Below are 24914 nucleotides of genomic sequence, written 5' to 3' on the forward strand. Positions count from 1 at the left end.
CAGAGATGTGCAGAGAATTTGTATTGTACCAACTTTACATGGAGAGGTGGGCGTGATAGCCTTGATAGGCTAGCCAGCCCTTGATGTGGCTGGATTTCTGGCTGGATAGTCACGCCCATAGAGGCTCCATGTCAAGTTGCAATTCTCTGCACCCCCTGTTGCAAATCTATGTATTTTTCGATTGAAAAAACACCGGGATTAAACAGAGAATAACTGTTACAGGGTGAATTTATAGAAAAACAGGAGAATCTAATCTTTTATGGTGGGGTTAGAGCTGGAAAAACTTTTCTCTCAACCTTGATAGCATTAAATACCATCCAAAAACAAGGGAAAAGAGTGAAATTTATTACAGCTGCAGCCCTGGTAAATACCTTATTAGAAACAAATGAAAAGGGATTATTGGGGCGATTTTTTAAACAAATTGAAAAACTAGACTTATTGATAATAGATGAACTGGGGATATATTCCTCTGCGTGTTATGAAACCAAAAGTTTGATTGTGACCACCAACCTACAATTCGGGCAGTGGAATCACGTGTTTGGCGATCCAACCTTGACAGAAGCAGTTATTGATCGGTTTATCCACCATTCATATTTATTGATTTTTAACGGTGATAGCCGTCGGTTAAGAGATTCAATCTTACACAGTAAATAAAACGGGAGTGGCAAGTGGTGCAATTTTAATTGCCATTTGATACATTTTTTACTTGCAAAAAAACCATATATGACTCCCCAAGCGATAGAAGACCAAATTCGGCAAATTGCATAGGTCATCTCATAGCTGGCTGTGCACTCACTTTATATGGAGTGGCGGGCATGATAGCCTAGTGTGGCGATGCCGATGTTTGCGGCATCTGGCTTCTCGGCAGGAAACACATTCCCGCAGAGGCTCAATGTCAAGCGACATGGCCCAACTTACATTTAATCGGGCATGGCTGGAGAAATAATAAACTTTTTTGTGTCCGGAAATTTGACCTAGATCCAATATTGACAATACGAACATTTGTTCTTATAATATATTTAAAATAAATAAATGTGGGAGGACTTTTGTATGGAGGAGATGGAAAGAAAAAAAATAAAAAGAACGTTAGAGATAGACGAAATCATAAAACTTTATCTTGAAGGTAGTAGTACCACTGAAATCGCAAAGCTTTCTAATGTATCTCCAAGATATATTAGAATGATTTTATCTGATTACAAAATTGGAAAAAGATCATTTGGGAATTGGAAGCGTCGGTATAAGTTAAATGAAGATTATTTCAAGACTTGGTCAAAAAATATGGCTTACATCCTAGGTTTTTTTATTGCGGACGGTTTTATCTCCAATGATCTTCAAACGATCGGATTCGCTCAAAAAGAAAAATATATTTTAGAACAAATCAGGAACGAATTGGGGTCTAATCAACCAATTTTTCAAAATAAGCAAACCGGCGTTTATATGCTAAATCTTAATAGCAAAATTATGAAAAAGGATTTGATGGAAATAGATGGAAATACATGGTATTACACCAAATAAGTCATTAGATGTAAAATTTCCTTATGTTCCAGAAATTTATTTAAATCATTTTATAAGAGGCTATTTTGACGGTGATGGAAATATTTATTCCCGCGGTTATTTAGTTAGTTTTGTTGGGGGTTCTCTGGATTTTATGATTGCATTGGAGAATCATCTTAAAAAAAAAGATATGAAGTTTATTTAACTAAAAAAGAAAAACATATTCGTTTATATATTAGTGGACGAAAAACTATTAAGGAATTTTACAACTGGATTTATCATGATAATGGGTTATATTTGAAACGCAAATTTGAAGCTTTTCCTGATAAAAACTTAGACTTAGAAACATTACAAGATGCGAAATTAAAAAGAACAAAACATGCTGTTTCACAAAGAAAAAAAGTCTTTATTGATGAATACAAAAAAAGCCTTTGCATTCATAAAGCTTGTGAAACTGCTGGAATTAAATTAGGAACTTATTATAGATGGTTGAGACAAGACAAAAAATTTAGCGAACGATTTTATCAGATAGAGAAAAAGTAGTTAGGTATGCAAAAACTACTTATATATTTTTTAAATTCTAGTAGACATAATATATATTCTCGGAAGTTAAATCATGAAAAACAATTCTAGTCTCATATCGAAAGTATACTAGATAAATTGAGACAAAACGAAAAATTTTTTTAATAAATGGTTCTTAACTCTTTATTCTTTACTTTGAATTCCCTTATTCTAATAAATTTTCAAAGCTCAATTCGAAACATATTCGTTGCTGAATTAGCCAGTGCCAACAATTTATCGTGTTTAATTGCGTAATGTTTATCTGTCAGACCTTTCCTTTGTTTTATAATGCGCATCTCTTTAAGTTTACATAATATTATTATGATAGCTATTCTTTGTTGATACAAACTTCTAATGTTGTGTTTTTGGTTGTGTACTTTTAGTTTAAGATTATCATTCTTATATATGCTTATATATGCAATTTTTAGAAAAAATAAAAAGCCGTCTCACAAAAAGACGACAATTCTTAATTAAGATCCCTTTTAAGTTGATCTATCCAAAAACTTAATTCATCATATTCTTGTTTCGTTTCAGTTTGTTTTAATAAATACTCAATATCTAAAACTTCAAAGTTTTTAGCTAATAACCTAAATCCCCAAATACTGTCCTCTTCGGATTTCCAGTGAACTGCAGCTCTCAATCTATCAAGAATAATATCTTCTATTGAAATTAAATAAACATAATTTTCATCATCTATATAAACTTTAGCAACTTTTTCATAACTGCCAACTAAATCATTAGACGGTATTTCAACAGCAATTTCAATATCTTGATGATAAAAATGCCTTCCTTCTTTTTTAAATCCCAAAGAAAAAAGGACATCTTCAATTATATGATATCCATCTGAAACAAAGTCAATGTCTCTTGTAGCGTATTCGCTTTGGGTGTAAATTTCAACAGATAAACCTCCAACAATAATTGGTTTTATTTTATATTGATCTAATAATCGAGTAATAATGGATGCCGTTAGAAGCATTGCTTCATATTTAGGTTTTTCCTTAATTTGATTAATTTTTTCTTTTGCGACAAGAATATCCATTAATATATGCACCTATTTTTTAGAAAACATTGATAAGATCTTTGCTTCAATTGGATCTTTTGGTCTTACTCTGCCTTTATTAAGGTTTTTTTTCTTTATTTTAGATGTGAAATTATCAATCGTTTGCTTTCTTGCTGAAGAATTCCTTTTAACTCTTGTTTCAATTTCTCCTAAAGTTAGAGTGGTCATTTTGTCTTCACCCTTTTTTCTTTTTTTCATGCGTACACTCCTCAATTTTTTGAACAGTATACGCATTTGTTTTTCTTATTATACCACAGAAAAATTCTAATGTGGAAGATTTTAGTATGATCATTCTATTTAATCATTTTTATCACATAATATAAAAATTCATTCTAAGCGTGACATCGGCCTATTTTCGCTGCTTTTTATTGGTTTCATAAACTTTAGAGTTAACTAATTTCCATTTTCCGTTTTCATATATCCAGATTGATTCCGCAAATGCGATTCCATCTGCACTATAAGCACCACTAATCCTTTGAACGCCTAATAATCCATATTTATTATCTTTCACGATTACCGGCTTTAATGTGCTATATGGAAATATCATTAGTTCCGTCGGTTCATTAAGTTTTCCGTTTACATATAATCCAAGCCTGTCATAATCAGCTTTCCTGTCTTTGAGATCAAATGTATACTTTTGGCCAGTCTCATCAATAACTAATGATGCCTGATAATTTTCCTCAAACTGGCTTGTCATGACTAAAGGTTCAGGAACAGTTAAGTCCGTTAAGTTAAAATCTTTTAGAGTATATAAATAATAATTGGATAAACCGCCGCTTCCTCCGGTTGGGATTGAGATAAATAGATCTTTCACTTGATCATGGTTAAAGTCTTCATATTTTACCTGCGGTTCATATCCGCCTTCTAATTTCACTTTATATTTCTTTCCATTCGAAGCATCGATTTCAAGAAAAATTTCTTTTAAAAAATTTGCCCCTTCTTCAAATAGAATGCCAATGATTGTAACTTTGTCTTTCTTCCCATCGCCTGTCACATCCACCTTATCTTGTGAAACGGTGATACTCTTTTTTGATTCACTTACTGCGTAGGCGCCCGTAATGGCAGAAAGAGATATTAAAAAGAAAGCGGAAAACGCAAACAGTAATTCTTTTTTCATGTTGATCGCTCCTTTTTGGAATCATACGGTTATCATTCCTCTTTCTGCCAAAAACATGCAGGATTAAACTCAAAATTTTTGATCACCGAAACAAAAAACGGGGTTGACTCAAAAGCAATAGGTCAGACCCCTCCAATAAAACAAATATTGTTATTGTTGGAGAACGTCAGATCCTTTTGAGTCAGCCCCGTTGTTATTTCAGTAAAATTATTGTGAATTTTTATCAGAAGTTTCTTCCTGCAAAGTCATTGTCTCGGCTTTCCAAAGAACTTTCGCATTTCCGGTTTCCGTCACATCAAAAAGGAAAGTTCCATTTGAATAACGGTCACTGTTTCGTAAAGTTGAAATATTTATGTTTTCAAGATGACCTTTTTCCGTTTGCACGATAATATTGTCATCATTTTTGACGATTTCTGCACCGATTACTCGGTGAGGGTTTGATTTTAACTCTCGAAGCATAACTACCCCACGTTTTGCACGTGATCCCGGTTCAAATTCGGTCAATTTCATTTTCTTGACTGCGCCTCGCTGAGTTGCAATGACGACTTCTTCCTCTAATGGCTGTTCGATTACTTTTCCGGCGGCAACGAAATCGCTTTCTTTTAAATTGATTCCTTTCACACCGGCTGCCCGTACACCGACTATATTGACTTCTTCCTCATGAAAGCGCAGGGCATACCCAAAATGGGTCGCTAAGAAAATTTCTTTACTGCCGTCTGTTAAATGAACATCAATGACATGGTCATCTTCTTTTAAATTTATGGCTACCAGCGGTCTTGAATAACGCTGGGCTTTGTAATGCTTTAATTCCGTTTTCTTAACCATCCCGTTTTTCGTTACAAATAACAGATAAGAATCCGATTCAAAATCTTTAATAGGAATTGCCCGGATAATTTCTTCATCCCGATCAATTTGGATGAGATTTGCAATATGCTGCCCAAGGTCTTTCCAGCGAATATCAGGAAGTTCATGTACAGGACAATACAAATAGTTGCCTTTATTCGTAAACATGAGCAGAACGTCAGTTGTATTCATGAATAACTGGGCAAGTAGACGGTCAGAATCTTTCATAGCCAGGTCTTGGCCATTCGACGCTGCATAGGAACGCTGGCTTGTCCGTTTTACATAGCCTTCCTTTGTTACGGTTACGATAACATCCTCATTGGCAACGAGGACATCTAAATTAATTTTGATTTCTTCAATTTTTTCCTCGATTTTTGTGCGGCGTTCATCTTTGAAACGCTTTTTCACTTCTTTTAATTCTTTTTTAATGACGGAAGAAAGTTTTTTATCACTTTCAAGGATTGCTGTTAACTCTTCAATTTTCTTTGCCAATTCTTCTGCTTCTTTTTTCAATGCTGTAATATCCGTATTTGTTAACCGATAGAGCTGCAAGGAAACGATCGCTTCAGCCTGAGGCTCCGTAAATTCAAATTTTGCTATTAGGTTATCTTTGGCATCGCGTTTATCTTTTGATGCACGGATAACGGCGATTACCTCATCGAGGATGGATAATGCCTTCATTAAACCTTCGACAATATGCTGCCGTTCCTTTGCTTTTTGCAAATCATATTTTGATCTCCGCGTTACAACTTCTTTTTGATGCTCAATGTATGCATCAAGGAGCTCCCGAATTCCCATAAGCTTCGGCCTTTTTTTATGTATGGCAACCATATTGAAATTATATGGAATTTGCAAATCGCTGTTTTTATAAAGGTAATTCAGAACGCCTTCTGCATCGGCATCTTTTTTCAGTTCAATCACAATCCGCAAGCCTGTCCGATCCGTTTCATCCCGAACTTCCGCTATTCCTTCAACTTTTCGATCTATGCGGAATTCATCGATCTTTTTTACAAGATTGGCTTTATTCACATCATAAGGAATTTCGGTAATCACAATTTGCTGTCTTCCACCGCGGATATTTTCAATTTCCGCTTTGCCGCGGACAATGATTTTCCCTTTCCCGGTTTCATATGCTTTTTGGATTCCTTCAACACCTTGAATAATTCCGCCTGTCGGAAAATCAGGACCTTTAATAACCGTCATCAAGTCCTGGACGGTACAATCAGGATTTTCCATTCTCATAATAACCCCGTCAATCACTTCTTCCAGGTGGTGAGGCGGAATATCGGTCGCATAACCGGCGGAAATTCCTGTAGAGCCATTGACTAAAAGATTCGGAAACATCGCCGGAAGAACGGTCGGTTCCTTTGATGTATCATCAAAATTTGGGATAAAGTCAACCGTTTGTTTGTCAATATCCTTTAAAAGTTCAGCAGAAATGGCTGACAGCCTTGCCTCTGTATAACGCATGGCAGCCGGCGGATCGCCGTCAATGCTTCCATTGTTTCCATGCATTTCAATCAAGAGATTCCGAAGCTTCCACTCCTGGCTCATACGAACCATCGCATCATAAACAGATGTATCACCGTGGGGATGATAATTTCCGATTACGTTCCCAACGGTTTTGGCTGATTTCCGAAACCCTTTATCGTGCGTATTTCCGTCAACGTGCATCGCATACAGGATGCGCCGCTGAACAGGTTTTAAACCGTCTCTTGCATCCGGAAGGGCCCGTTCTTGAATAATGTATTTGCTGTATCGCCCAAATCGGTCACCTAGCACATCTTCAAGTGGCAAGTCACGAAATTTTTCAACCGTACTCATTATTCAGCAACCTCCTCTGCCACTGAAATATTCTCGTTTTCTAAAATGTTCTCATCATCATCAAGGCCGAAAGCAACGTTGTTTTCAATCCATTTTCTCCGTGGTTCAACTTTGTCGCCCATTAAGGTCGTGACCCTGCGTTCTGCACGCGCAGCATCGTCGATCCGGACACGTATTAGCGTACGTGTTTCCGGATTCATTGTTGTTTCCCACAGCTGGTCGGCATTCATTTCTCCTAAACCTTTATAGCGCTGAATCATATAGCCTTTCCCGACTTTTTTGATTGCGTCTTTTAGTTCTTCATCACTCCATGCATATTCGATCACTTCTTTTTTTCCGGTTCCTTTGCTCACTTTATATAATGGCGGGAGGGCAATGAACACCTTGCCGGCTTCAACAAGCGGCTTCATATACCGGTAGAAGAAAGTAAGGAGAAGCACTTGGATATGGGCACCATCTGTATCTGCGTCAGTCATGATCACGATTTTATCATAATTTACATCTTCAAGATTAAAATCGGCTCCTACACCTGCTCCGATCGCATGAATGATTGTATTAATTTCTTCATTTTTGAAGATATCTTGAAGTTTTGCTTTTTCCGTATTAATAACCTTACCCCTTAGCGGAAGGACAGCCTGAAAACGGCGGTCCCGCCCTTGCTTGGCAGATCCACCCGCGGAATCGCCCTCAACAAGATACAATTCATTTTTTTGCGGATTCCTTGATTGCGCCGGGGTTAGTTTACCGGAAAGCATCGCTTCGGAGCGCTTGCGTTTTTTTCCGCTCCGTGCTTCTTCCCTAGCTTTTCGTGCAGCCTCTCTTGCTTGATAAGCTTTAATTGCTTTTTTAATTAACAGAGAACTGATATCCGGATTTTCTTCAAGGAAATAGGAAAGATGTTCGGAAACTACCGCATCAACAGCAGAGCGTGCTTCACTCGTTCCCAGCTTTCCTTTTGTTTGCCCTTCAAACTGCAAAAGATTTTCCGGTATCCGAACGGAAATGATTGCAGACAATCCCTCGCGAATATCAGCTCCATCAAGGTTTTTGTCTTTTTCTTTTAACAAACCAACTTTGCGTGCATACTCATTGAAAACACGTGTCATGGCAGTTTTTGAACCTGCTTCATGGGTTCCTCCATCTTTTGTACGAACATTGTTAACGAATGAAAGCACATTTTCAGAGTAGCCGTCATTAAATTGAAAAGCAAATTCTACTTCAATCCCATTTTGTTCCCCTTCAAAACTGACAACAGGATGAAGGACATCTTTTTCTTCATTCAAGTATTCAACAAATGCCTTAATCCCGGTCTCATAGTGGAACACATCCAGAAAACCATTTCGTTCATCTATGATTTCGATCTTTAAACCCTTCAATAAGAAAGCAGATTCGCGCAGCCGCTCGCACAAGGTTTCATAGTTGAATGTTGTCGTAGAAAAAATATTGGGATCCGGCTTAAAGTGGATAGTCGTTCCCGTCTGGTTTGTTTTTCCGATTTTCTCCAAAGTGGTGACAGGTTTACCGCCATTTTCAAATCGCTGTTTGTAGACAAAACCGTCTCTTTTTATAGTCACTTCAAGCCATTCAGACAAGGCATTTACAACAGATGCACCGACACCGTGCAGCCCGCCGCTCGTCTTGTATCCGCCCTGACCAAATTTACCGCCCGCATGAAGAACAGTTAATATTACTTCTGGGGTAGGCTTGCCCAGTTTATGCATCCCGGTCGGCATACCCCTCCCCTTATCAACAACACTGATCGAGTTATCTTTATGTATTTTCACGATGATATGATCGCCATAACCGGCAAGTGCTTCATCGACTGCATTATCCACGATTTCATATACTAAGTGATGAAGACCGCGGGCATCTGTGCTTCCAATGTACATACCCGGCCTTTTTCGAACAGCCTCTAAGCCTTCCAGTACTTGTATGGCATCATCGTTGTAATCAAAAGCATGCTGATTTCTTGACACGTACATACCCCTTTCACTTCTTGCAAACACATTCAATGAATCTCAGTTATCGAATATCTGAAAATGTATTCGGTTTCACAATAACATTTTCCTTTTAAATCATTGAAATATTTATTATAGGAACATGTGTTCTCATTCCTATTTTATCATATATTCCCGAAACGTCTATGCTTTATTGTATCGTTTTATTTCAATTTGGCAAATCGTTCTTTGGAAATGCGGGAGTGATCGTTTAGCCCCGAAACAAAAAAAGGGCAAGACCCTTATGAGTCAGCCCCTTGCTTTGTGATTATTTTGTCAACGCATGCTCTACTTTGATGCAGCGATCCATGATAACTGTATATCCCTTTTCTTTTAAAAATTTGTATGCCTCTTCATTTACCACGCCTAACTGTGCCCAGAACACATCTGCGTCAATTTCAGTAAATTCCTTTGCAATTTCCGGCAAATATTCAGGACGCCGAAAAACGTCAACAATATCAACATGTCCCTCGATATCTTTTAAAGAAGGTACGGCTTTGATACCGAACACTTCATCTATATTCGGATTGACCGGTATGATTTCATAACCGGCATTTTTCATCGCTTCTGCAACCATATAAGATGTTCGTTCAGGATTATCGCTTAATCCCACTACTGCTATTCGTTTTGCTTTTTTCAAAATATCCCTTATTTCTTCTCTGCTTGGATTTTCAATCTGCATAATTATGACTCCTTTTCTTCTGCTTCCGTAAAAGGGAAGGCGTTTACATTTACAATTCTATTCTAACCAACTTTCATTTTTTCATCTAAAAAAATGCTTTGCAGATTCTTTCGAGAAGGTCTAATTTTGAAATGGGAAAGAAGCGATTTTTAGTATTTACTTTTTTGTAACATTGGTCTGTTGATTAATATTTAATGCTGACCATGCTTTCTCATTAGCAAAAAATCTGGACCAGCTTGCTACTCCGGCCAATTGATATTTTCTGGCTAGTTCTGATCGCTTTTTTAGAGAAAGTTCATCTTCGAGCCAAATTTTATACGTTGCGTTTTCTTTTACTGAATAATATTCCGCATAATTTTGACCTGTGGATGGATCATATTTTGGCTGCACTTTATTCGCATCAAGCCATTCTTTCACTTTATCCATTGATAAAGCTTTGGAGGTAAGCTTTGTCATGCCGTTATCAAGGTGCTGTTCTTTCCAGAGTCTTGTATATAATGGCACTCCAAGGATTAATTTTTCGTTTGGAACAATCTCCAATAACTTCTTAAGATTTTCCTCTACCCACGGAAGGCTTGCAACACTACCTGCTTCAGTAGAAGTTGCCCAATGCTCATCATATGCCATTACGATTAAATAGTCGACAAGATCTGCCAGTTTGTCTCTTTCATAAAAGGCAGACCAGTTTCCGCCGGCGATAAACGTAATATCCATTGAAACGATTAATCCTGCTTCATGAAAAAATGGAACTGCTTCCCTGACAAATTGAGTTACAAGTGGTCCGTCTTCTTCATATACATTTTCTATATCAAGATTGATTCCGTCTAATTGATACATTTTGCTGTAATGAAGAAGCTGACGAATGATGTTTTGCCTTGTTTCATAGTCTTTAAAAGCTGCTTTTGTAAGGTTTGGATCAAAGGCATTTGAAAATAGTCCCCACACTTGATATTTTCGTTTTTTTGCCCATTTGACGTAATCAAGAGAGCCGAGATTCTTTACTGATCCGGTTTCAGAAGCAAGCTCAAACCAAGTTGGAGAGACGACATTTACGCCGGGCATAGGCGGAATTCGATTTGTGTCAGGATTTTTTTCATAAACAGCTTCCCATGTTAATTGAACAGGACCATTTATTTTTGGCAATACTGCTTCTTTTTGTTCCCTCTTTATAGTGATTGTGAATGTTTCTTTTTCCTTGACTAAGTCTTTACGAATATAGCCCGCTTCTCCTGTTTCTTTCCGAACAAAATAGTAGTCTTCTTTTTCTTGTTCGATAAAGACAGGTTCATTCAATTTTGTCTCAGCAGTATACGGGCTTTGGAGATTTGGTTCCGTTCTGAGGCGGAGTTTTTCAGTATGTACATCTTCGTTTGTGATGGTTCCTTTTTTTATTGTTTCTCCATCCTTTTGGATCCAAATCGCCCCGCTTTCATTGAGAATCCGGTATTGCAGCGGATAGAAAGGCAAAATCGTATCAAGCGACAAATAATGTTCTCCTTTATTCGTTTTAATTGGAGACAAATTGAGTTTGACAGGCTTTTGATTGATAAAATACGTCAAAGATTCAGAGGGCATTTGAACGACTTTATCCGCTGTTGTGATGATCACTGAGTTTGATTTTTCATCATACGCAATCGATTCATCTATCTTTTTTAATAGGGAAAGCGGTATATAAATGCTGTTTTTTTCGATCAAAGCATTCCCGGCCTGTTTTCCTTCAAAAATAATCGGATTCTTTCCGATGAAATATTCTTCTTTGACCGGTGAAGCAAAAGGATAAAAGATTAGTAGAATGCTTGAAACAATCAGAAAGAATGCCAGAAATAATCCTGCCAAAATCCATTTCTTCGGAACTGTTTTTTGTCTTTCATATTCAACTCTAGCCAAATTCAACTCCTCCCTACTTCTATCCTAAAGAATCTCTATGGAAATGAAAAGGAATTATTTCAAGAATTTATTTCCTTCGCGTTAACACTTTAACTGGGTGAGGGTCTGGCCCCCGCTGCATTACCGCGTTAACACTTTAACGCAGAGCGGGCCTGGCCCGCACCGCTTTAACGCGTTAACGCAGAGCGGGTCTGGCCTCTATAATTAATGGTTTTTCTGGAGCCATGTCCGTGATACAATAGAAACACTATTAGACAAAGTTGAAGGAGAAGTATTCATGGCAGTTTATGGACTCATTGTTATTCTCGCTTATTTGCTAGGATCCATTCCTTCAGGATTGATTGTTGGAAAGGTTTTTTACGGAGTCGATATTCGGGAGCATGGGAGCGGAAATCTCGGGGGAACGAACACATTTCGCACACTGGGGGTTAAAGCGGGACTTGCAGTTACTCTTGCAGATATTTTAAAAGGCACATTAGCAGCATCCCTGCCTTATTTTTTTGATTCAGACTTTCATGCGCTGGCTGCTGGTGTATTTGCCGTAATTGGCCATATGTATCCTGTTTTTGCAGGCTTTAGAGGCGGGAAAGCAGTTGCTACGTCCGGCGGGGTTCTCTTATGTTATGCACCAATTATGTTTTTAATCGTTTTAGCGGCCTTTTTCATCAGCTTATTCACTACAAAATACGTTTCCCTTTCTTCTATGTTAGCAGCCGTTACAGCGATCATTTATTCTTTCATAGACGGGGACATTCCCCTCATCATTGTTGTGTTGATTATATCTTCATTTGTCATTTACCGCCACCGGGCAAATATTAAACGAATATTGAACAAAACCGAACCAAAAGTAAAATTGTTTTCAAAAAGGGATTGATTAATGAACTGCACCTCCCCAATGTTAGTTGTGTCTAACAATGGGGTGCAGTTCATAATACGGTCCTTTTTTCTTTTTTCGCCCTTTTTTGAATGTTCAAAAAATATTTTTCGATAATTATTGATAATAAATGGTTTTTATTGCTAAAATATATAAAAAAAGTCACATTTCCATCTTAATCTATATTTTTTTATCAAATTTTGTTTTCAAAATGACATATCTATTAATAACTCAAAATATAAATAAAGCAGGTTCTTGCAATTAATGTGAGTATGAACATACCATTAACTGCAAAATCGAAAGATATTTTAAGACAAGGATGGTTTGGTATGACATTAAATAATAACCTGTTGAAAAATTTGCCGTTTCCGTATTTTGTAATCGACCGGAACTTCAAGATTCTTTTTCAGTCAAACAAAGCCCTTGAAGAATTTTCTTATGAAAAAAATTTTCTTGCACTTGCCGACGAACCCTCACGAAAGAAATTAAACGATTTCTTATTTGACACCAATGACTCTCCTTACTTAAACATTTGTATGTTAAAGAAAAATTTGAAAGCATTTTCAGTACGCGTATATAAATTACGATCAGGCGAAGAATTCCATTTATTTTGCTTTCCTTTTGAACTAGACTCAGACGATCGATTACAAGTTGACCCTTTATGCCCAAAAAATGAAAATGAAAAGAATATTCATGTAATAAAAGAAGTTCTTCCAAATAACGATAATTTGGCGTCGATTGGAAAGCTAGCTGCCGGGATCGTGCATGAAATCAGAAATCCGCTTACAGCTGTAAAAGGATTTATCCAGCTGCTAAAACCTTATTTAACGGAAATAGGCAAAGAATATTACGCTGATGTTGCCCTTGAGGAAATTAACCGAACAAATGAAATTATTTTTGAATTCTTAAATAATGCGAAACCAAACGAACGAATGAAACGGCCTGCACATTTAAATAAGATTATCAAGGATGTAGTCATTTTATATAAGAGTGAAGCCATCTTAAGAAATATTAAAATTACAGTCGAATACGATGAGAAGGATACTGTGCTGCAATTGGAAGAAAAGCAATTAAAGCATATCTTAACAAATATCTTGAATAATGCGATCGAAGCACTCAATGACCGAGAAGATGGCGTGCAAGGTTTCATTCATATTGCAGCAAAATCATTTGAAGACCATGCAGTTATTGCTATTGAAGATAATGGGTGTGGAATGAGTAAGGAAACACAGGAACGCTTGTTTCTCCCTTTTTATTCAACAAAAGAAAATGGAACCGGGATAGGAATGCCTTTGTGTAAAAAAATTATTGAGGAAAACGGAGGGCACATCGAAATCTCCAGTACCGTAAATACAGGAACTACCATTAAAGTCCTTCTGCCGGTTTTTCAGGAGGCTAAATTGACGTCAATTGTTTAAATAGTAAACGATATTTAGGCGTACCAAATCAAAATATGCCACTAAACACTCTATTTGAAGAGGTGAAACCACGAAGTTGCTGTTCGGTATACGGAGGTTTAATTTAGCATGACATAGAAATTGATATCTTTCGAATAGACTGCTTAACCCACGATGACTCCAATAGGAGTTGTCGAGGGTTTTTTGTTAATCGGACTGCGTTGACATTTTTTACAGTACTATGCTAATAATACAAGAAAAGCCCAATGCTTACTGCAAACACTGATTTTAATCCTCTATGCAGTTGTTCGTTTCTAGTTTAGTCTTTTTATTTAAGTCTCCAAAAAGCTTCGAACACGAATGCCTCCTATTGTTTTTCCTGCACATATGAATGCACTGCCGGAATGGCTTCGATCAAATCGCTGGCTAGAACGTCCCATTGCGAATGGCCGCGCTCGACAAGCCAATCCGCTGCTTGGCCATGCACCCAGACGGCATTGCTGATCGCGGCTTGAGCTGAATCGTGCTGCAACAAAAATGCGGCAATCATCCCCGTCAGCACATCTCCGCTTCCGCCTTTCGCCAACGCTGGATTTCCGGTTGTATTGACATAGTGTGAACCGTCCGGCGTGGTGACGATTGTATACGGTCCTTTTAAAACGACATAGATGCCGTACGCTGTCGCCAGTTTCTTTGCAAGGCCGAACCGATCTTGTTCGACATCGCGAATCGACATATGAAGCATGCGCGCCATTTCTCCGGAATGCGGGGTAACCACTGTTGCCGCTTTTCGTTCACGGATCAATTCAGCATAATCGTCCCAGAAAAAGAGCGCGTCGGCATCGATTACAAGCGGCACAGGCTGCTTCAATAAAGTCCGGACAAGCTGCCGTGTACCATCCGTTCTTCCCATTCCTGGGCCAACCGCGATCGCATCGATATCTAGAGAAGACACATCCATGACGCCGGAAAACGCCCCATCCTTCGCTGGACACGGATAGTACATTGCTTCCGGAACACGGTTGGCGACAACGGAATAAATGTCATCCGGCACCGCCATCGTTAATAATCCCGCTCCGCTTCGCAGCGCCGCTTTGGCCGTAAATGTTACCGCTCCTGTCATCTGCCGCGAACCGCCAATCACTAAAAGTTTTCCGTGCGTTCCTTTATGAGATGACCGTTTTCTTTTTGGCATTGTCCGCACGACATCGTCCTCTTTCCATACAAAACGTGGCACGGCATTCCGCTTGACGGCAAGCGGAGGAATGCCGATATCAACAAGAAGAAGTTCACCGTAATAGTCTGCTGTCGGGAACGTATACGCCCCTAGTTTCGGACATTGAATCGTAATTGTGGCATCGGCGCAAACGGCGGTTTCGACCTCTCCTCCGTCCGACGGCGTTCCGCTCGGAATATCGATCGCATAGACAGCAGCGTTCGAACGGTTGACAAGCTTAATGATCTCTTTATACGGCGGCCGTACCTCCCCTTTGATTCCAATACCAAGCAAGGCGTCAATGATGACATCATATTGTAAAATATGTGCGGCAAACACTTGTTCATTTCCCTCATATGGTTTCCAGTCATATCCGGAACGTTCATACACCTCAAGTGCCGTTTTCGCTGCTCCTTTCACCTTTTCTTTTGGCGGAACAAGCCATACATCCACATCATAGCCATAGCTTTTAAACATTCTTGCGATAACCAATCCGTCGCCGCCGTTGTTGCCTTTCCCGGCTAGCACCGCTACCCGCGCCGAACGGGGAATGTGTTCACGCAGCTTATGAAACAGTGCCTGCCCGGCGTTTTCCATCAATGAATCGGCGCTGATGCCGATTTGTTCAGTCGTGTCGCGGTCGATTTCGTACATTTCTGCGGCTGTAACAATATACATCATCATCACCTCATCGACTAAATATGTATTTGTCCGGTTTCATTAATTTGTTCTCCTCGAAAAGAGAAAACACCTGTAGAAAATTTTTTCATTTATGCTGGAACAAAAACAGTAATAATCGAGCAGGCAAAAAAGCGATTGCCGTTTTTTGGCAACCGCTTTTTTATAATACAAGTAAAATTCCTCATAACATACTATTTACACTAAACATATTCGACAAAGAAGTAAGATGCTGAACCTCGGAAAAGTTTCTTACACCCTCATCAATTGAAAACGACCTGTTCCAAATAGACCTTTTACATAATCAAGTTTCGTATGGTCAAAATAGACGAAATCCTTCTCATGAATCAGAATCCGAACTCCATCAAACTCGTAAATTTTGTCACTGGTTAATGGCTGCTCTTCCAGAGACAGCTTCAGCTGAGGCCCTCCTCAGCCAATGCCCATTGTGAGCCGGACATATAGTTCTTCTTGATCGTGCTGTTTTTCTTTTTGAATGATTTCTGAAAGAACCTTAAGTGCAGAGCCAGAAATTTCAAACATCATATCACCTCAAGTACTTTTATCTGTTTACCCATTTAAAATGACATACCGTTAATAATAAAAGAATGTCGACAAAATTAGTGTATAGATTATAAGGTAATACTTAACATATAAGATTGCAAGTTTGAAAGAAACTATAATAAATACAGAACTTATTTAACCTCACCCATGTACATTTGGTTTATCCAAATCAGTAAAAACATAACAATTCATTGTAAAATACAGTCTAAAAAAGTAAAGTATTGTCTTTATTTCGTTTTCGATTATAGTGTTTTTATAGTTAATATTTTGTTTGCGAGATTGCAAGTATAAGGAGATTTTAATATGAAAAGGAAAAAATTCCTTGTTTATGGGTGGATGTTAAGTGCTGTCCTCCTGCTTTCATCGATTTTGCTTCTAATCAATATGTATTTTCAAGAAAAAGAACAGGAAAAGGCAATTAAAGTACATTATGTTGCAAAAATGCAGGCAACAAGAACAAGTATCCCTGTTGAAAAAACACTTGATGAAAAAATATTTGTTGAAAAAGCCACACTCGCAGCAATAGGCGATATTTTGATTCATGATTGGCTGTATGAAGATGCAAAAACGAAAAACGGTTATGATTTTAAGCCGATGTTAAAAGAAGTAAAACCCCTTCTATTAAAACCTGATCTTCTCCTTGCAAACCAAGAAACAGTGTTGGGAGGAACAAAACTCGGTCTTTCTAGTTATCCGTTGTTTAACAGTCCACAAGAAGTTGGAGATGCATTCATTGATGCAGGAGTAGATATTGTGTCCACTGCAAATAACCATTCATTAGATAAAGGAGAAAAAGGTATTTTTGCTGCGATTGATTACTATCACAAGGCCAACCTTCCCTATGTAGGAAGTTTTAAGGACAAGAAAGATCAGCAAACATTGCGCATTTTAAATGCAAACGGCATTCGGGTTGCTTACCTGTCTTTTACATATGGAACAAATGGCATCCAAATTCCGCCAGGTAAAGAATACCTAGTTAATTTAATTGACCGTTTAAAAATGAAAAATGAAATTCAGAGAGCAAAACAGGAAGCAGATATTGTCGTTATAAGCATCCACTGGGGAAATGAGTATCAGCGCTTTCCAAGTGAAAAACAAAAGCAGCTGGCACGGTTTCTCTCTAATGAGGGGGCCGATATCATCTTTGGACATCACCCGCATGTACTGCAACCGATGGACTGGATTAAGGCTAATGACGGTCGAAAGACACTTGTTGTATATTCTCTTGGGAATTTTTTATCAGGACAAATGTGGGATTATAAGGATATCGGGGGGATTGCTACTGTCGAAGTAACAAAACATGTCAGCCCTTCAGGAACCAAAATAGAATTGTCCAATCCTCAATTTATCCCTACCTTTGTCAAAAATTCACATCTTAGAAATTATCAAGTTGTACCATTGCAGACAATCGGAACAGCAAAATACAATGAAATTATGGAACATATGACCCAATGGCTCCGTTAACAATACGGAGCTATTTTTTCCTGAGGACATTGTATATAAATTTAAGATCTGATAATCATTTTTTGACGATTTTAAAAATGTTTTCAGTTTATTCGCGCCACTTCATTTTTTTCTTTTATAATAATATTAATTTTCTCATAGGAAGGATGATCATGTTGAAGATACAAATCAGTGATGAGGCAGCTGCATGGTACAAGGATGAAATGCTACTAAAAGAAGGAGATTTTGTAAGGTTTTTTACCCGATATGGCGGATGCAGCACCGTTCAGCAAGGTTTTTCTTTAGGCGTGTCAAACGAGGAGCCGAACGACATTGGTGCTGAAACAAAAAAAGATGGAATCACTTTTTATATAGAAGAAAAAGACTTGTGGTACTTTGACGAGAATGATCTTCTGATCGAATTTAATCCTAAAATCGGAGAACCTGAGTTTCATTATTCTAAGTAATAAAAAGGGTATAACTCCTGCTAACAGTTGAAATATTATATTGAAGGGGGCCTAATTCTGCCCCTTTTCTTACCATATATGATCATGCAGACCCTCTTTTTTAAGAATCTCAACTTGTTTTTCTCCAAGCAAATCGAAATGAGAGTAGCCGTCTTTTCTTTTATGAATCCATTCCGGTTTCAACTTGTATTTTTCTCCCCATTTTTTTAATTTTTCAATGTCATTGCAGCCCACTTTCGTCACTGTTTTGCAGCCGGGAAAACGGTCATCCAGCCAATAATGTGTTAGAAACGCAATCTTTCCGCTTTCAATCTCGTCTTTCCAGCGGCGAAGCTCTTCTTTTGTAATTCCAAATGCCAACCCAAGTCACCCTTCGTATTTATTTATCCCTTTTTTTCGCGTTTTCATATGCATTGTGCCAATCAGGAAGCATCTTCTTGATTGCAATCGGACAGAAAGAATCCTTTTTCACACACACATGCTTTGAAAAGCCGGTTGCAGCCAAATCTCCTGAACCGTTATAAATTTCGTATCCATATGTAACGCGAAATCCATCATATTCTTCAATCCATGTTTTCACTATAGCTTTTTCACCGTAACGGACAGCCTTTTTATAAGAGGCTTGGATGTCAATGACAGGTGCGAGGATGCCTTCTTTTTCCATTTCTGCATATTTAAATCCAAGATCCTCGATAAGTTTTGTTCGGCCAATCTCCATCCAAATCAAATAATTCGCATGATAGACTACACCCATTTGATCGGTTTCAGCATAACGGACATCAAATTCTGTTGTTGATACAAGCATGTCTATTCCCCGTTTCGTACTTATTTCCAACTTTATCTTAACACATTTATTTTTTATTCTCTAAAAAAAATAACCTTGCCAATGGCAAGGTCGAATATGTCTGGTTATTGGTTATCGTTATGCTGGGCACGATATTCATCCTTTATTTCAGCACGCATTCCCTCGATAGATTCACGGCGCCGTTCATTCTTTGCTTCAATTTGCGCCCGCTCTTCCTCATTTGAAAACTCTAATGTAGCTTCTGCGTCTTCCATATTTTCAATCGTATGAAAAATCATTGATTGAAGCTTTTCGACGTTATCACTTCGGTCATCCGGTTTCGGTTTGTTGTTTGCCATTACAATTCCTCCTTATCAATTGGATCGTACATCTTATAGTTTGTTTCAAAAACAAAAAAAATTTTCGAGGAAAAAAGCGGTTTTTTTAAAACAAATAAATAAACCCGCCAAACGGGGGTATTTTTGGCAGGTTTTTTACATGAAATTAAGTATTATTCTCCTTTTGTCTGAATCACTTGTGCATGCTGGCCGGATTTGTCCTGCATTTGCTTTCCTTTATTGCCTCCAAATCCGCGCGGCTGAGTACCAATATGGTTTGGTACAAAATGCTTTCTGCTTCCTTTAGGATTACTCATTTTATCCCTCCTCCTTTTTAAGTATGTGCCTTAAAAGGAGGATTCATAATTGGAAAAGGATGTGATTATTCTGCTTTTCCAAGCATTTTTTGTTCAAGCCGTTCTTCAATTTTTTCTAACGCATCACGGTCATTCAATAATTGTTGTTTATTTTCAGAGACTAGCTCTTTAAATGTACGTTTCCTTGGCTTTCTCATCACGATCACCTTCCTTTACTCTTATTTTAACAGTTATTATGCCCTTAAACGATCTAAATTATTACAACTTTTTGAAAATTTGTTCGTTTTATTTTTTTAAACACCAAAGTCCCCTTTCCAAAAAAGAGCAAAAAAAAGCATAGCTGCTACAACTAAGCTCAAAAAAGGATATCGTTTATTGTTTTCAACCTTTTCTGGCGATTGCAAAATGACTTACAAACACTAATAAAAAGGAGCTTAATGGTATTAAAGTCAATATTCTCAATAATGTTTCCTGTGTAATTTCTTTTCCTTCAATAACAAGAGTAAAGTGAACAGGAACAAAAAGGATTAAAAATAGCAGTCCGCTTGTCAAAATTACTTTTGAAGCCCTCACAGAATGTCTGCTGAATAATGAATACAAAATAAATGGGGCCGAACATAAGAGAGCAAGGTACAAGTAATTTAAGTCCGTTAGTCCTCCGTCCATTAAATAATTACCTGACAATAGGCGCAATATAATAGACGTTCCATACACAAGTAAAAAAATACATGCAATACTTGACATTACTAAGAAACCTCTAGAACGATTCATCATTTTAACCTCCCTTTCATTCCAATTTATACATATTATAATTAATTAATATTATTAAATCTTGGATTTATGTGAATATTTTGTGAATTAAAAAAGATAAAAAAAGCACAGCATTTGCTGTGCTAATAAGTGAATTTGATTTTGTTTGCACTTCTTAAGCGAAACCAAAATTGTTTCATGATTCTGTCTTATAAATCTTCGGTATATTGTTTCATTTTGTCAATGGTCATTGAGCCTAAATATTTGCTTCGGATAATCCCTTTTTCATCGATAAAAAATGTAGTAGGAATGGTTAAGATTTGATACATCTTGTTCACTGAATCATCTTCATCCAATAGGATCGGAAAAGTCACACCCATCTCTTTTGCAAACTGTTGAACATCATATTGCGGGTCGATATTCACTGCCAGGATGACAATATCCTCTTTTTTTTCCCGATAAAATTGCTCCATCTCAGGCATTTCCTCTTTACAAGGAGGGCACCACGTTGCCCAAAAATTTAACATGACTTTCTTGCCTTCAAATTGTGATAATTTTACCGTTTCACCGGTTAATGTTTTTAATTCAAAGTCAGGTGCTTTCACTCCCGTTTGCAAGCCCGGTAGATTTTCTGGCTGTCTTGGTGTGTCTTCTTTTTCCATTGCTTGGACGAGTGCAACAGTTAGCATTGCGAACAAGGCCACTGCAGCAAATACCTTCTTAATCATGATGGCTGCACCTCCTTTAGGTCCATCCTTTTGCGTCAAATATATTTTACCCGAGTAAACAGCTTGTTGAACATCTAAAATATGACAAATTGACAACCGCGGGAGGGCATTTTTGAAATTTAGGAAAATAGCTTTGGCAGTTCTTCTTTATAATTGCCTTTGATAATCCCTTTTTCTGTAATGATGGCAGTGACGAGTTCATGAGGTGTGACATCAAATGCAGGATTGAATACTTTTACTCCATCAGGTGCTGTTTGCTTTCCAAAACCGTGTGTAATTTCTTCCTTCCCCCGCTCTTCAATCGGAATGTCTGCTCCTGTAGCCGTCTCCATATCAATGGTCGACGTTGGTGCAGCTACATAGAAAGGAATGTTATGTGCTTTTGCTAACAGAGCGACACCATATGTACCGATTTTATTTGCCACATCTCCATTTGCAGCAACCCTGTCGCAGCCGACAATAACTGCCTGTACCCAGCCTTTTTGCATGACCATTGCTGCCATGCTGTCTGTAATGAGTGTGACATCAATTCCTGCCTGCATGAGCTCCCATGTTGTCAAGCGGGCCCCTTGTAATAATGGGCGGGTCTCATCAGCGAAAACTTTGATATTCCACCCTTTTTCCTTCGCAAGGTAGATCGGTGCAAGTGCCGTTCCATATTTGGCGGTTGCAATTCCGCCTGCGTTACAATGGGTCAATACGCCCATTCCATCTTGAAAAAGCGTCAGGGCTTGTTCGCCAATGGACCGGCAAACTTCTTCATCTTCGCGGCGAATGAAATGGGCCTCTTCTTCAAGTGCCTGTTTAATCTCTCGTACAGGCCTGTGGCTTTCCAATTTTGCCCGCTCATCCATTCTTTTTAAAGCCCAAAATAAATTGACCGCTGTCGGCCTTGATGTGGCCAAATAATCTGCTTTTTCTTTAAAGTCTTTGTAAAATGCTTCAAAATTTTCTTCCGGGGAATTTTTAATTCCAAGCAATAGGCCGTATGCAGCAGCGATCCCGATCGCCGGTGCCCCGCGCACCTTTAATTGCTTGATTGCATCCCAAGTATCTTTAATATCATGAATTTCTAAAAATTCCGTTACCGTTGGAAGTTTTGTTTGATCTAATATTTTTAATACTCCATTTTCATAAGTAACGGATTTAATGAAATTTTCTGCCATTTCAATTTTCTCCTCTGTCCATTTTCAGATGTTTTAAAATTATTTTACCATAAAAATCGAGCAGGAGGGGGCGGCTAACTTCCGATCTCTCATACTACCATACGTACCTTTCACTGCTTTTAAGGTGCTTAAGGCTTAAGGTTGTCATTCTATTCGCTGTGATGAATATTACTTCTTATAATTGATACATTAACAATTAAGATGAAAAATGATCCAATTAATTCAACCAACCACCACAAAAATAACGAAAAGGCAGATGATTGCCATCTGCCTCCATAATTTTTCAAACGATTTACGAATAGCCATTTGTTATAATTTTTCTGGATGGAAAAGCACCTTACCGAAAAATCCGTTTTTGTTAATCATTTTTTCAAAAATTTCCGGCCCTACTGCAAGAGAAACACGATGAGTTATGAATGGTTTTACTTTTATTTGTCCCTTGTCCATGTATTGAATGGTTGTACTCCACTCTTTACCCGGAAATGGAGCTGAGATCGCATTCCAAGATCCTAGTACAGTTAATTCATTTCTTACAATTTTTTCGAAATAAAATCGTTCGATCTTTACGTCCGAGTATGGGATCCCCAAAAATAAGACTTGCCCTCCTTTATTTGCCAGCGCAAAAACTTGAGCAGATGTAACAGGAGAACCTGCCGACTCAATAACTAAATCAACCCCATTTCCATCCGTTAATTCCATTAACTGTTCATAAGCCGTTTTTTCTACTGAATGAATAACAGCATCCGCACCGACTTCTTTTGCAAATTTTAATTTCCTATGATCGATGTCGATTGCATACACTTTTCTCGCACCGAAAATTTTAGCCCATTGAACAGCTAATAAGCCAATACTGCCACCGCCCATTACAGCAACATCTGCGCCAGGCTGTATAGCAGTTTGGTAAAACCCATGTGCTACTACAGCGGAGGGTTCTATACATGCAGCAGTATCAAAATCAATCGTGTCTGGTATAGGGATTACATGTTCTTCAGGGAGCTTTACATACTCGGCGAATGCTCCGGGATGCCTGGCTCCAATGACTGTTAATTTCTCGCATTGCGAAAGGAAGCCTTTTTTACAACTAACACACTTGCCACAATAAAGTGTCGGACATCCTGCCACACGATCTCCGATTTTTACACTACTGACGTCCGATCCGATAGCAACTACTTCGCCGCTGAACTCATGCCCCCACACCATTCCTTCAATATAAGGGCCTATCTTCGCATATCTTGATAAGTCAGAGCCGCAAATACCTGCGGCTTTAACTTTTATAATCACTTCATCATTTTTCTCAATAACCGGTTCCTCTGCTTCTTCGTATCTTAAATCTCTTTTTCCATACAGCTTTAATGCCTTCATCACATTTTGCATCCTTTCAGTTTAACGCTTATGACCTCCTGTAGCCTCAACAGAAACATTTGATTGGTGAGATTGTTTTTTATGCTTAAAGTAGGAGGCCAGTGCGAAACCTACAACAATCGTATTAATCGGCAGCTGATATTGAACATATAAATCCCCCAACATTCTCCCGTAAGGTCCAAGTGCAAAATCAAGAATCTTTTCAATCATAATTGCCGCCACCGTCCTTTCTCATTTAATTCCCGGACAGGTATAAAAATGATCATTCCTTCGGCTTTCATACACTCCATCTGGAATTCAAAGACACTGCGATCGTATCCATTAATCGATGGGCGTTAACAACACTTTGATAGCCTCTCCACTCTTAATTGCCTTGTACGCTTCATCCCACTGGGCAATATTAAATTGATGAGTCACAAGCGCTTTTGCATTTACTCTCTTTTCATTCATTAAGGCTAATACTGGTTCCCAGTCACTCGGTTTTTGACTTCTAGATCCGACCATCGTAATTTCTTTTTGAATAATTTTTTCCGAATCGATAAGAATCTCCGGTTTTGCAAAAATACCTACCTGTACAAATTGCCCTTTCTTTTTCAATAATTCCAGCCCCATATTCACTGCTGAAACTGCCCCTGTGCACTCAAGAACAACATCAGCACCATACCCATCTGTCAAGCTTTTGACAATACTGTTTATGTCTTCTTCTTGAATATTAACCGCATAATCAATTCCCAATTCTTTCGCCTTTTCTAGACGAAGTTTATCAGTAGACAATCCAGTAATAATAACGGTCGCTCCATACGCTTTTACTACTTGGGCAGTCAAAAGCCCAATTGGTCCAGGACCTAAAACAACAACAACATCTCCTTCTTTAATTGCTGCTTTCGCAACCGCATGATACGCACATGCCAGCGGCTCAGTCATTGCAGCAGATACATAGTCTACATGTTCAGGAAGCTTATGAATGCTTTCTTTCCTGGCGATTACATATTTCGCAAAGCTTCCATTTTGCTGTGTTCCTAATCCTTTTCTGCTGCTGCATAAATTGTAATCTCCTGATCGGCAGTAAATGCATGTTCCGCAAATGTAAAAAGTCGTTTCTGACGTTACTCTGTCTCCCGGTTGAAATTCTGTTACATTTTCACCTACTTCTACTATTTCCCCAGAAAATTCATGCCCTAAAATAACAGGTGCCTTCACTTTATAATGTCCTTCATACGTATGGAGATCGGTACCACATATCCCACTATATTTCACTAGTATTTTTACTTGGTCTTTGCCTGGTTTCGGTTCTTCTACATCTACAATTTCCAGATTGCCAAATCCCAGCTCTTTTTTGACTAACGCTTTCATCTCTCAATCTAC

The 24914-nt window shown here is 38.2% G+C and carries 26 protein-coding genes and 1 pseudogene; 8 read left to right on the forward strand and 19 right to left on the reverse strand.

All coding sequences use genetic code 11. The features are described 5' to 3' along the window. Nucleotides 1-213 precede the first annotated feature (213 nt). From C0966_RS04980 to C0966_RS18545, 4 genes and pseudogenes are all read left to right on the forward strand, one after another. Nucleotides 214-654 (forward strand): annotated as a pseudogene (locus C0966_RS04980) (ATP-binding protein); the annotation flags it as partial. 396 nt (nucleotides 655-1050) lie between these two features. Further along, on the forward strand, nucleotides 1051-1515 hold the full coding sequence (locus tag C0966_RS18535) for an LAGLIDADG family homing endonuclease (protein ID WP_342456714.1): 465 nt from the start codon (nucleotides 1051-1053) through the stop codon (nucleotides 1513-1515). Next, the gene (locus C0966_RS18540) at nucleotides 1487-1699 is read left to right on the forward strand and encodes a hypothetical protein (protein ID WP_342456715.1); all 213 of its coding nucleotides are present in this window, start codon (nucleotides 1487-1489) and stop codon (nucleotides 1697-1699) included. The genes C0966_RS18535 and C0966_RS18540 overlap by 29 nt, the downstream gene beginning before the upstream one ends. A gap of 92 nt (nucleotides 1700-1791) precedes the next feature. Then, entirely contained in the window at nucleotides 1792-2037 is a 246-nt protein-coding gene (locus C0966_RS18545) for a hypothetical protein (protein WP_342456716.1), read from the forward strand. Between the two features lie 484 nt (nucleotides 2038-2521). Here C0966_RS18545 and C0966_RS04990 read toward each other — a convergent pair whose 3' ends face one another. The 7 genes from C0966_RS04990 to C0966_RS05020 all read right to left on the reverse strand — a co-directional run bounded on the left by C0966_RS04990 (nucleotide 2522) and on the right by C0966_RS05020 (nucleotide 11465). Then, nucleotides 2522-3094, reverse strand: coding sequence for a hypothetical protein (locus tag C0966_RS04990; RefSeq protein ID WP_274854084.1), 573 nt, complete (start codon nucleotides 3092-3094; stop codon nucleotides 2522-2524). A gap of 12 nt (nucleotides 3095-3106) precedes the next feature. Next, nucleotides 3107-3313: a hypothetical protein gene (locus tag C0966_RS04995; protein ID WP_274854085.1), complete on the reverse strand. Its 207-nt coding sequence runs from the start codon at nucleotides 3311-3313 to the stop codon at nucleotides 3107-3109. 151 nt (nucleotides 3314-3464) lie between these two features. Next, entirely contained in the window at nucleotides 3465-4232 is a 768-nt protein-coding gene (locus C0966_RS05000) for a hypothetical protein (protein WP_274854086.1), read from the reverse strand. 207 nt (nucleotides 4233-4439) lie between these two features. Further along, nucleotides 4440-6899 carry a DNA topoisomerase IV subunit A gene (gene parC, locus C0966_RS05005; protein ID WP_274854087.1) on the reverse strand — a complete coding sequence of 820 codons (2460 nt, stop codon included), beginning with the start codon at nucleotides 6897-6899 and terminating at the stop codon, nucleotides 4440-4442. Beyond that, entirely contained in the window at nucleotides 6899-8881 is a 1983-nt protein-coding gene (parE, locus tag C0966_RS05010) for a DNA topoisomerase IV subunit B (RefSeq protein ID WP_425535916.1), read from the reverse strand. The genes parC and parE overlap by 1 nt, the downstream gene beginning before the upstream one ends. 283 nt (nucleotides 8882-9164) lie before the next feature. Continuing rightward, complete coding sequence (locus C0966_RS05015; protein ID WP_274854089.1) at nucleotides 9165-9578, reverse strand: CoA-binding protein; 414 nt, start codon at nucleotides 9576-9578, stop codon at nucleotides 9165-9167. Between the two features lie 156 nt (nucleotides 9579-9734). Next, a complete protein-coding gene (locus tag C0966_RS05020; RefSeq protein ID WP_274854090.1) occupies nucleotides 9735-11465 on the reverse strand; it encodes a glycosyl hydrolase family 18 protein in 1731 nt (576 codons plus the stop codon). Between the two features lie 277 nt (nucleotides 11466-11742). Between C0966_RS05020 and plsY the strand changes: the two genes are divergently transcribed. Beyond that, nucleotides 11743-12339, forward strand: a complete 597-nt coding sequence (gene plsY / locus C0966_RS05025; protein ID WP_274854091.1) for a glycerol-3-phosphate 1-O-acyltransferase PlsY — start codon at nucleotides 11743-11745, stop codon at nucleotides 12337-12339. 329 nt (nucleotides 12340-12668) lie between these two features. Next, on the forward strand, nucleotides 12669-13757 hold the full coding sequence (locus C0966_RS05030; protein ID WP_274854092.1) for an ATP-binding protein: 1089 nt from the start codon (nucleotides 12669-12671) through the stop codon (nucleotides 13755-13757). A gap of 346 nt (nucleotides 13758-14103) precedes the next feature. On the opposite strand, the gene C0966_RS05035 is transcribed toward C0966_RS05030, so the two are convergent. Then, entirely contained in the window at nucleotides 14104-15630 is a 1527-nt protein-coding gene (locus C0966_RS05035) for an NAD(P)H-hydrate dehydratase (RefSeq protein WP_425535934.1), read from the reverse strand. A gap of 867 nt (nucleotides 15631-16497) precedes the next feature. Here C0966_RS05035 and C0966_RS05040 point away from each other — a divergent pair. Together C0966_RS05040 and C0966_RS05045 are read left to right on the forward strand one after the other, a co-directional pair. Then, a complete protein-coding gene (locus C0966_RS05040; RefSeq protein ID WP_274854093.1) occupies nucleotides 16498-17658 on the forward strand; it encodes a CapA family protein in 1161 nt (386 codons plus the stop codon). Between the two features lie 155 nt (nucleotides 17659-17813). Continuing rightward, on the forward strand, nucleotides 17814-18104 hold the full coding sequence (locus C0966_RS05045; RefSeq protein ID WP_274855716.1) for a HesB/YadR/YfhF family protein: 291 nt from the start codon (nucleotides 17814-17816) through the stop codon (nucleotides 18102-18104). Nucleotides 18105-18173: 69 nt separating this feature from the next. Here C0966_RS05045 and C0966_RS05050 read toward each other — a convergent pair whose 3' ends face one another. The 11 genes from C0966_RS05050 to C0966_RS05100 form a co-directional block, all read right to left on the reverse strand. Next, entirely contained in the window at nucleotides 18174-18464 is a 291-nt protein-coding gene (locus tag C0966_RS05050) for a hypothetical protein (protein ID WP_274854094.1), read from the reverse strand. A gap of 19 nt (nucleotides 18465-18483) precedes the next feature. Beyond that, nucleotides 18484-18909, reverse strand: a complete 426-nt coding sequence (locus C0966_RS05055; RefSeq protein ID WP_274854095.1) for an acyl-CoA thioesterase — start codon at nucleotides 18907-18909, stop codon at nucleotides 18484-18486. Nucleotides 18910-19013: 104 nt separating this feature from the next. After that, complete coding sequence (gene tlp / locus C0966_RS05060; protein WP_274854096.1) at nucleotides 19014-19247, reverse strand: small acid-soluble spore protein Tlp; 234 nt, start codon at nucleotides 19245-19247, stop codon at nucleotides 19014-19016. A gap of 152 nt (nucleotides 19248-19399) precedes the next feature. Further along, a complete protein-coding gene (locus tag C0966_RS05065; protein ID WP_004433820.1) occupies nucleotides 19400-19543 on the reverse strand; it encodes an acid-soluble spore protein N in 144 nt (47 codons plus the stop codon). 65 nt (nucleotides 19544-19608) lie between these two features. Further along, on the reverse strand, nucleotides 19609-19740 hold the full coding sequence (locus C0966_RS05070) for an FbpB family small basic protein (protein ID WP_004433816.1): 132 nt from the start codon (nucleotides 19738-19740) through the stop codon (nucleotides 19609-19611). A gap of 184 nt (nucleotides 19741-19924) precedes the next feature. Further along, entirely contained in the window at nucleotides 19925-20314 is a 390-nt protein-coding gene (locus C0966_RS05075; RefSeq protein ID WP_274854097.1) for a hypothetical protein, read from the reverse strand. A 188-nt stretch (nucleotides 20315-20502) separates the two neighbouring features. Next, nucleotides 20503-21021, reverse strand: coding sequence for a peroxiredoxin family protein (locus C0966_RS05080; protein WP_274854098.1), 519 nt, complete (start codon nucleotides 21019-21021; stop codon nucleotides 20503-20505). A gap of 119 nt (nucleotides 21022-21140) precedes the next feature. After that, entirely contained in the window at nucleotides 21141-22187 is a 1047-nt protein-coding gene (mtnA, locus tag C0966_RS05085) for an S-methyl-5-thioribose-1-phosphate isomerase (RefSeq protein ID WP_274854099.1), read from the reverse strand. A 309-nt stretch (nucleotides 22188-22496) separates the two neighbouring features. Continuing rightward, nucleotides 22497-23549 carry a galactitol-1-phosphate 5-dehydrogenase gene (locus C0966_RS05090; RefSeq protein ID WP_274854100.1) on the reverse strand — a complete coding sequence of 351 codons (1053 nt, stop codon included), beginning with the start codon at nucleotides 23547-23549 and terminating at the stop codon, nucleotides 22497-22499. Between the two features lie 21 nt (nucleotides 23550-23570). Beyond that, complete coding sequence (locus C0966_RS05095) at nucleotides 23571-23759, reverse strand: hypothetical protein (protein WP_274854101.1); 189 nt, start codon at nucleotides 23757-23759, stop codon at nucleotides 23571-23573. 111 nt (nucleotides 23760-23870) lie between these two features. Beyond that, a complete protein-coding gene (locus C0966_RS05100) occupies nucleotides 23871-24902 on the reverse strand; it encodes a zinc-binding dehydrogenase (RefSeq protein WP_274854102.1) in 1032 nt (343 codons plus the stop codon). Between the last annotated feature and the right edge of the window lie 12 nt (nucleotides 24903-24914).

The sequence above is a fragment of the Bacillus methanolicus genome (assembly GCF_028888695.1).
Classification (GTDB): domain Bacteria; phylum Bacillota; class Bacilli; order Bacillales; family Cytobacillaceae; genus Bacillus_Z; species Bacillus_Z methanolicus_B.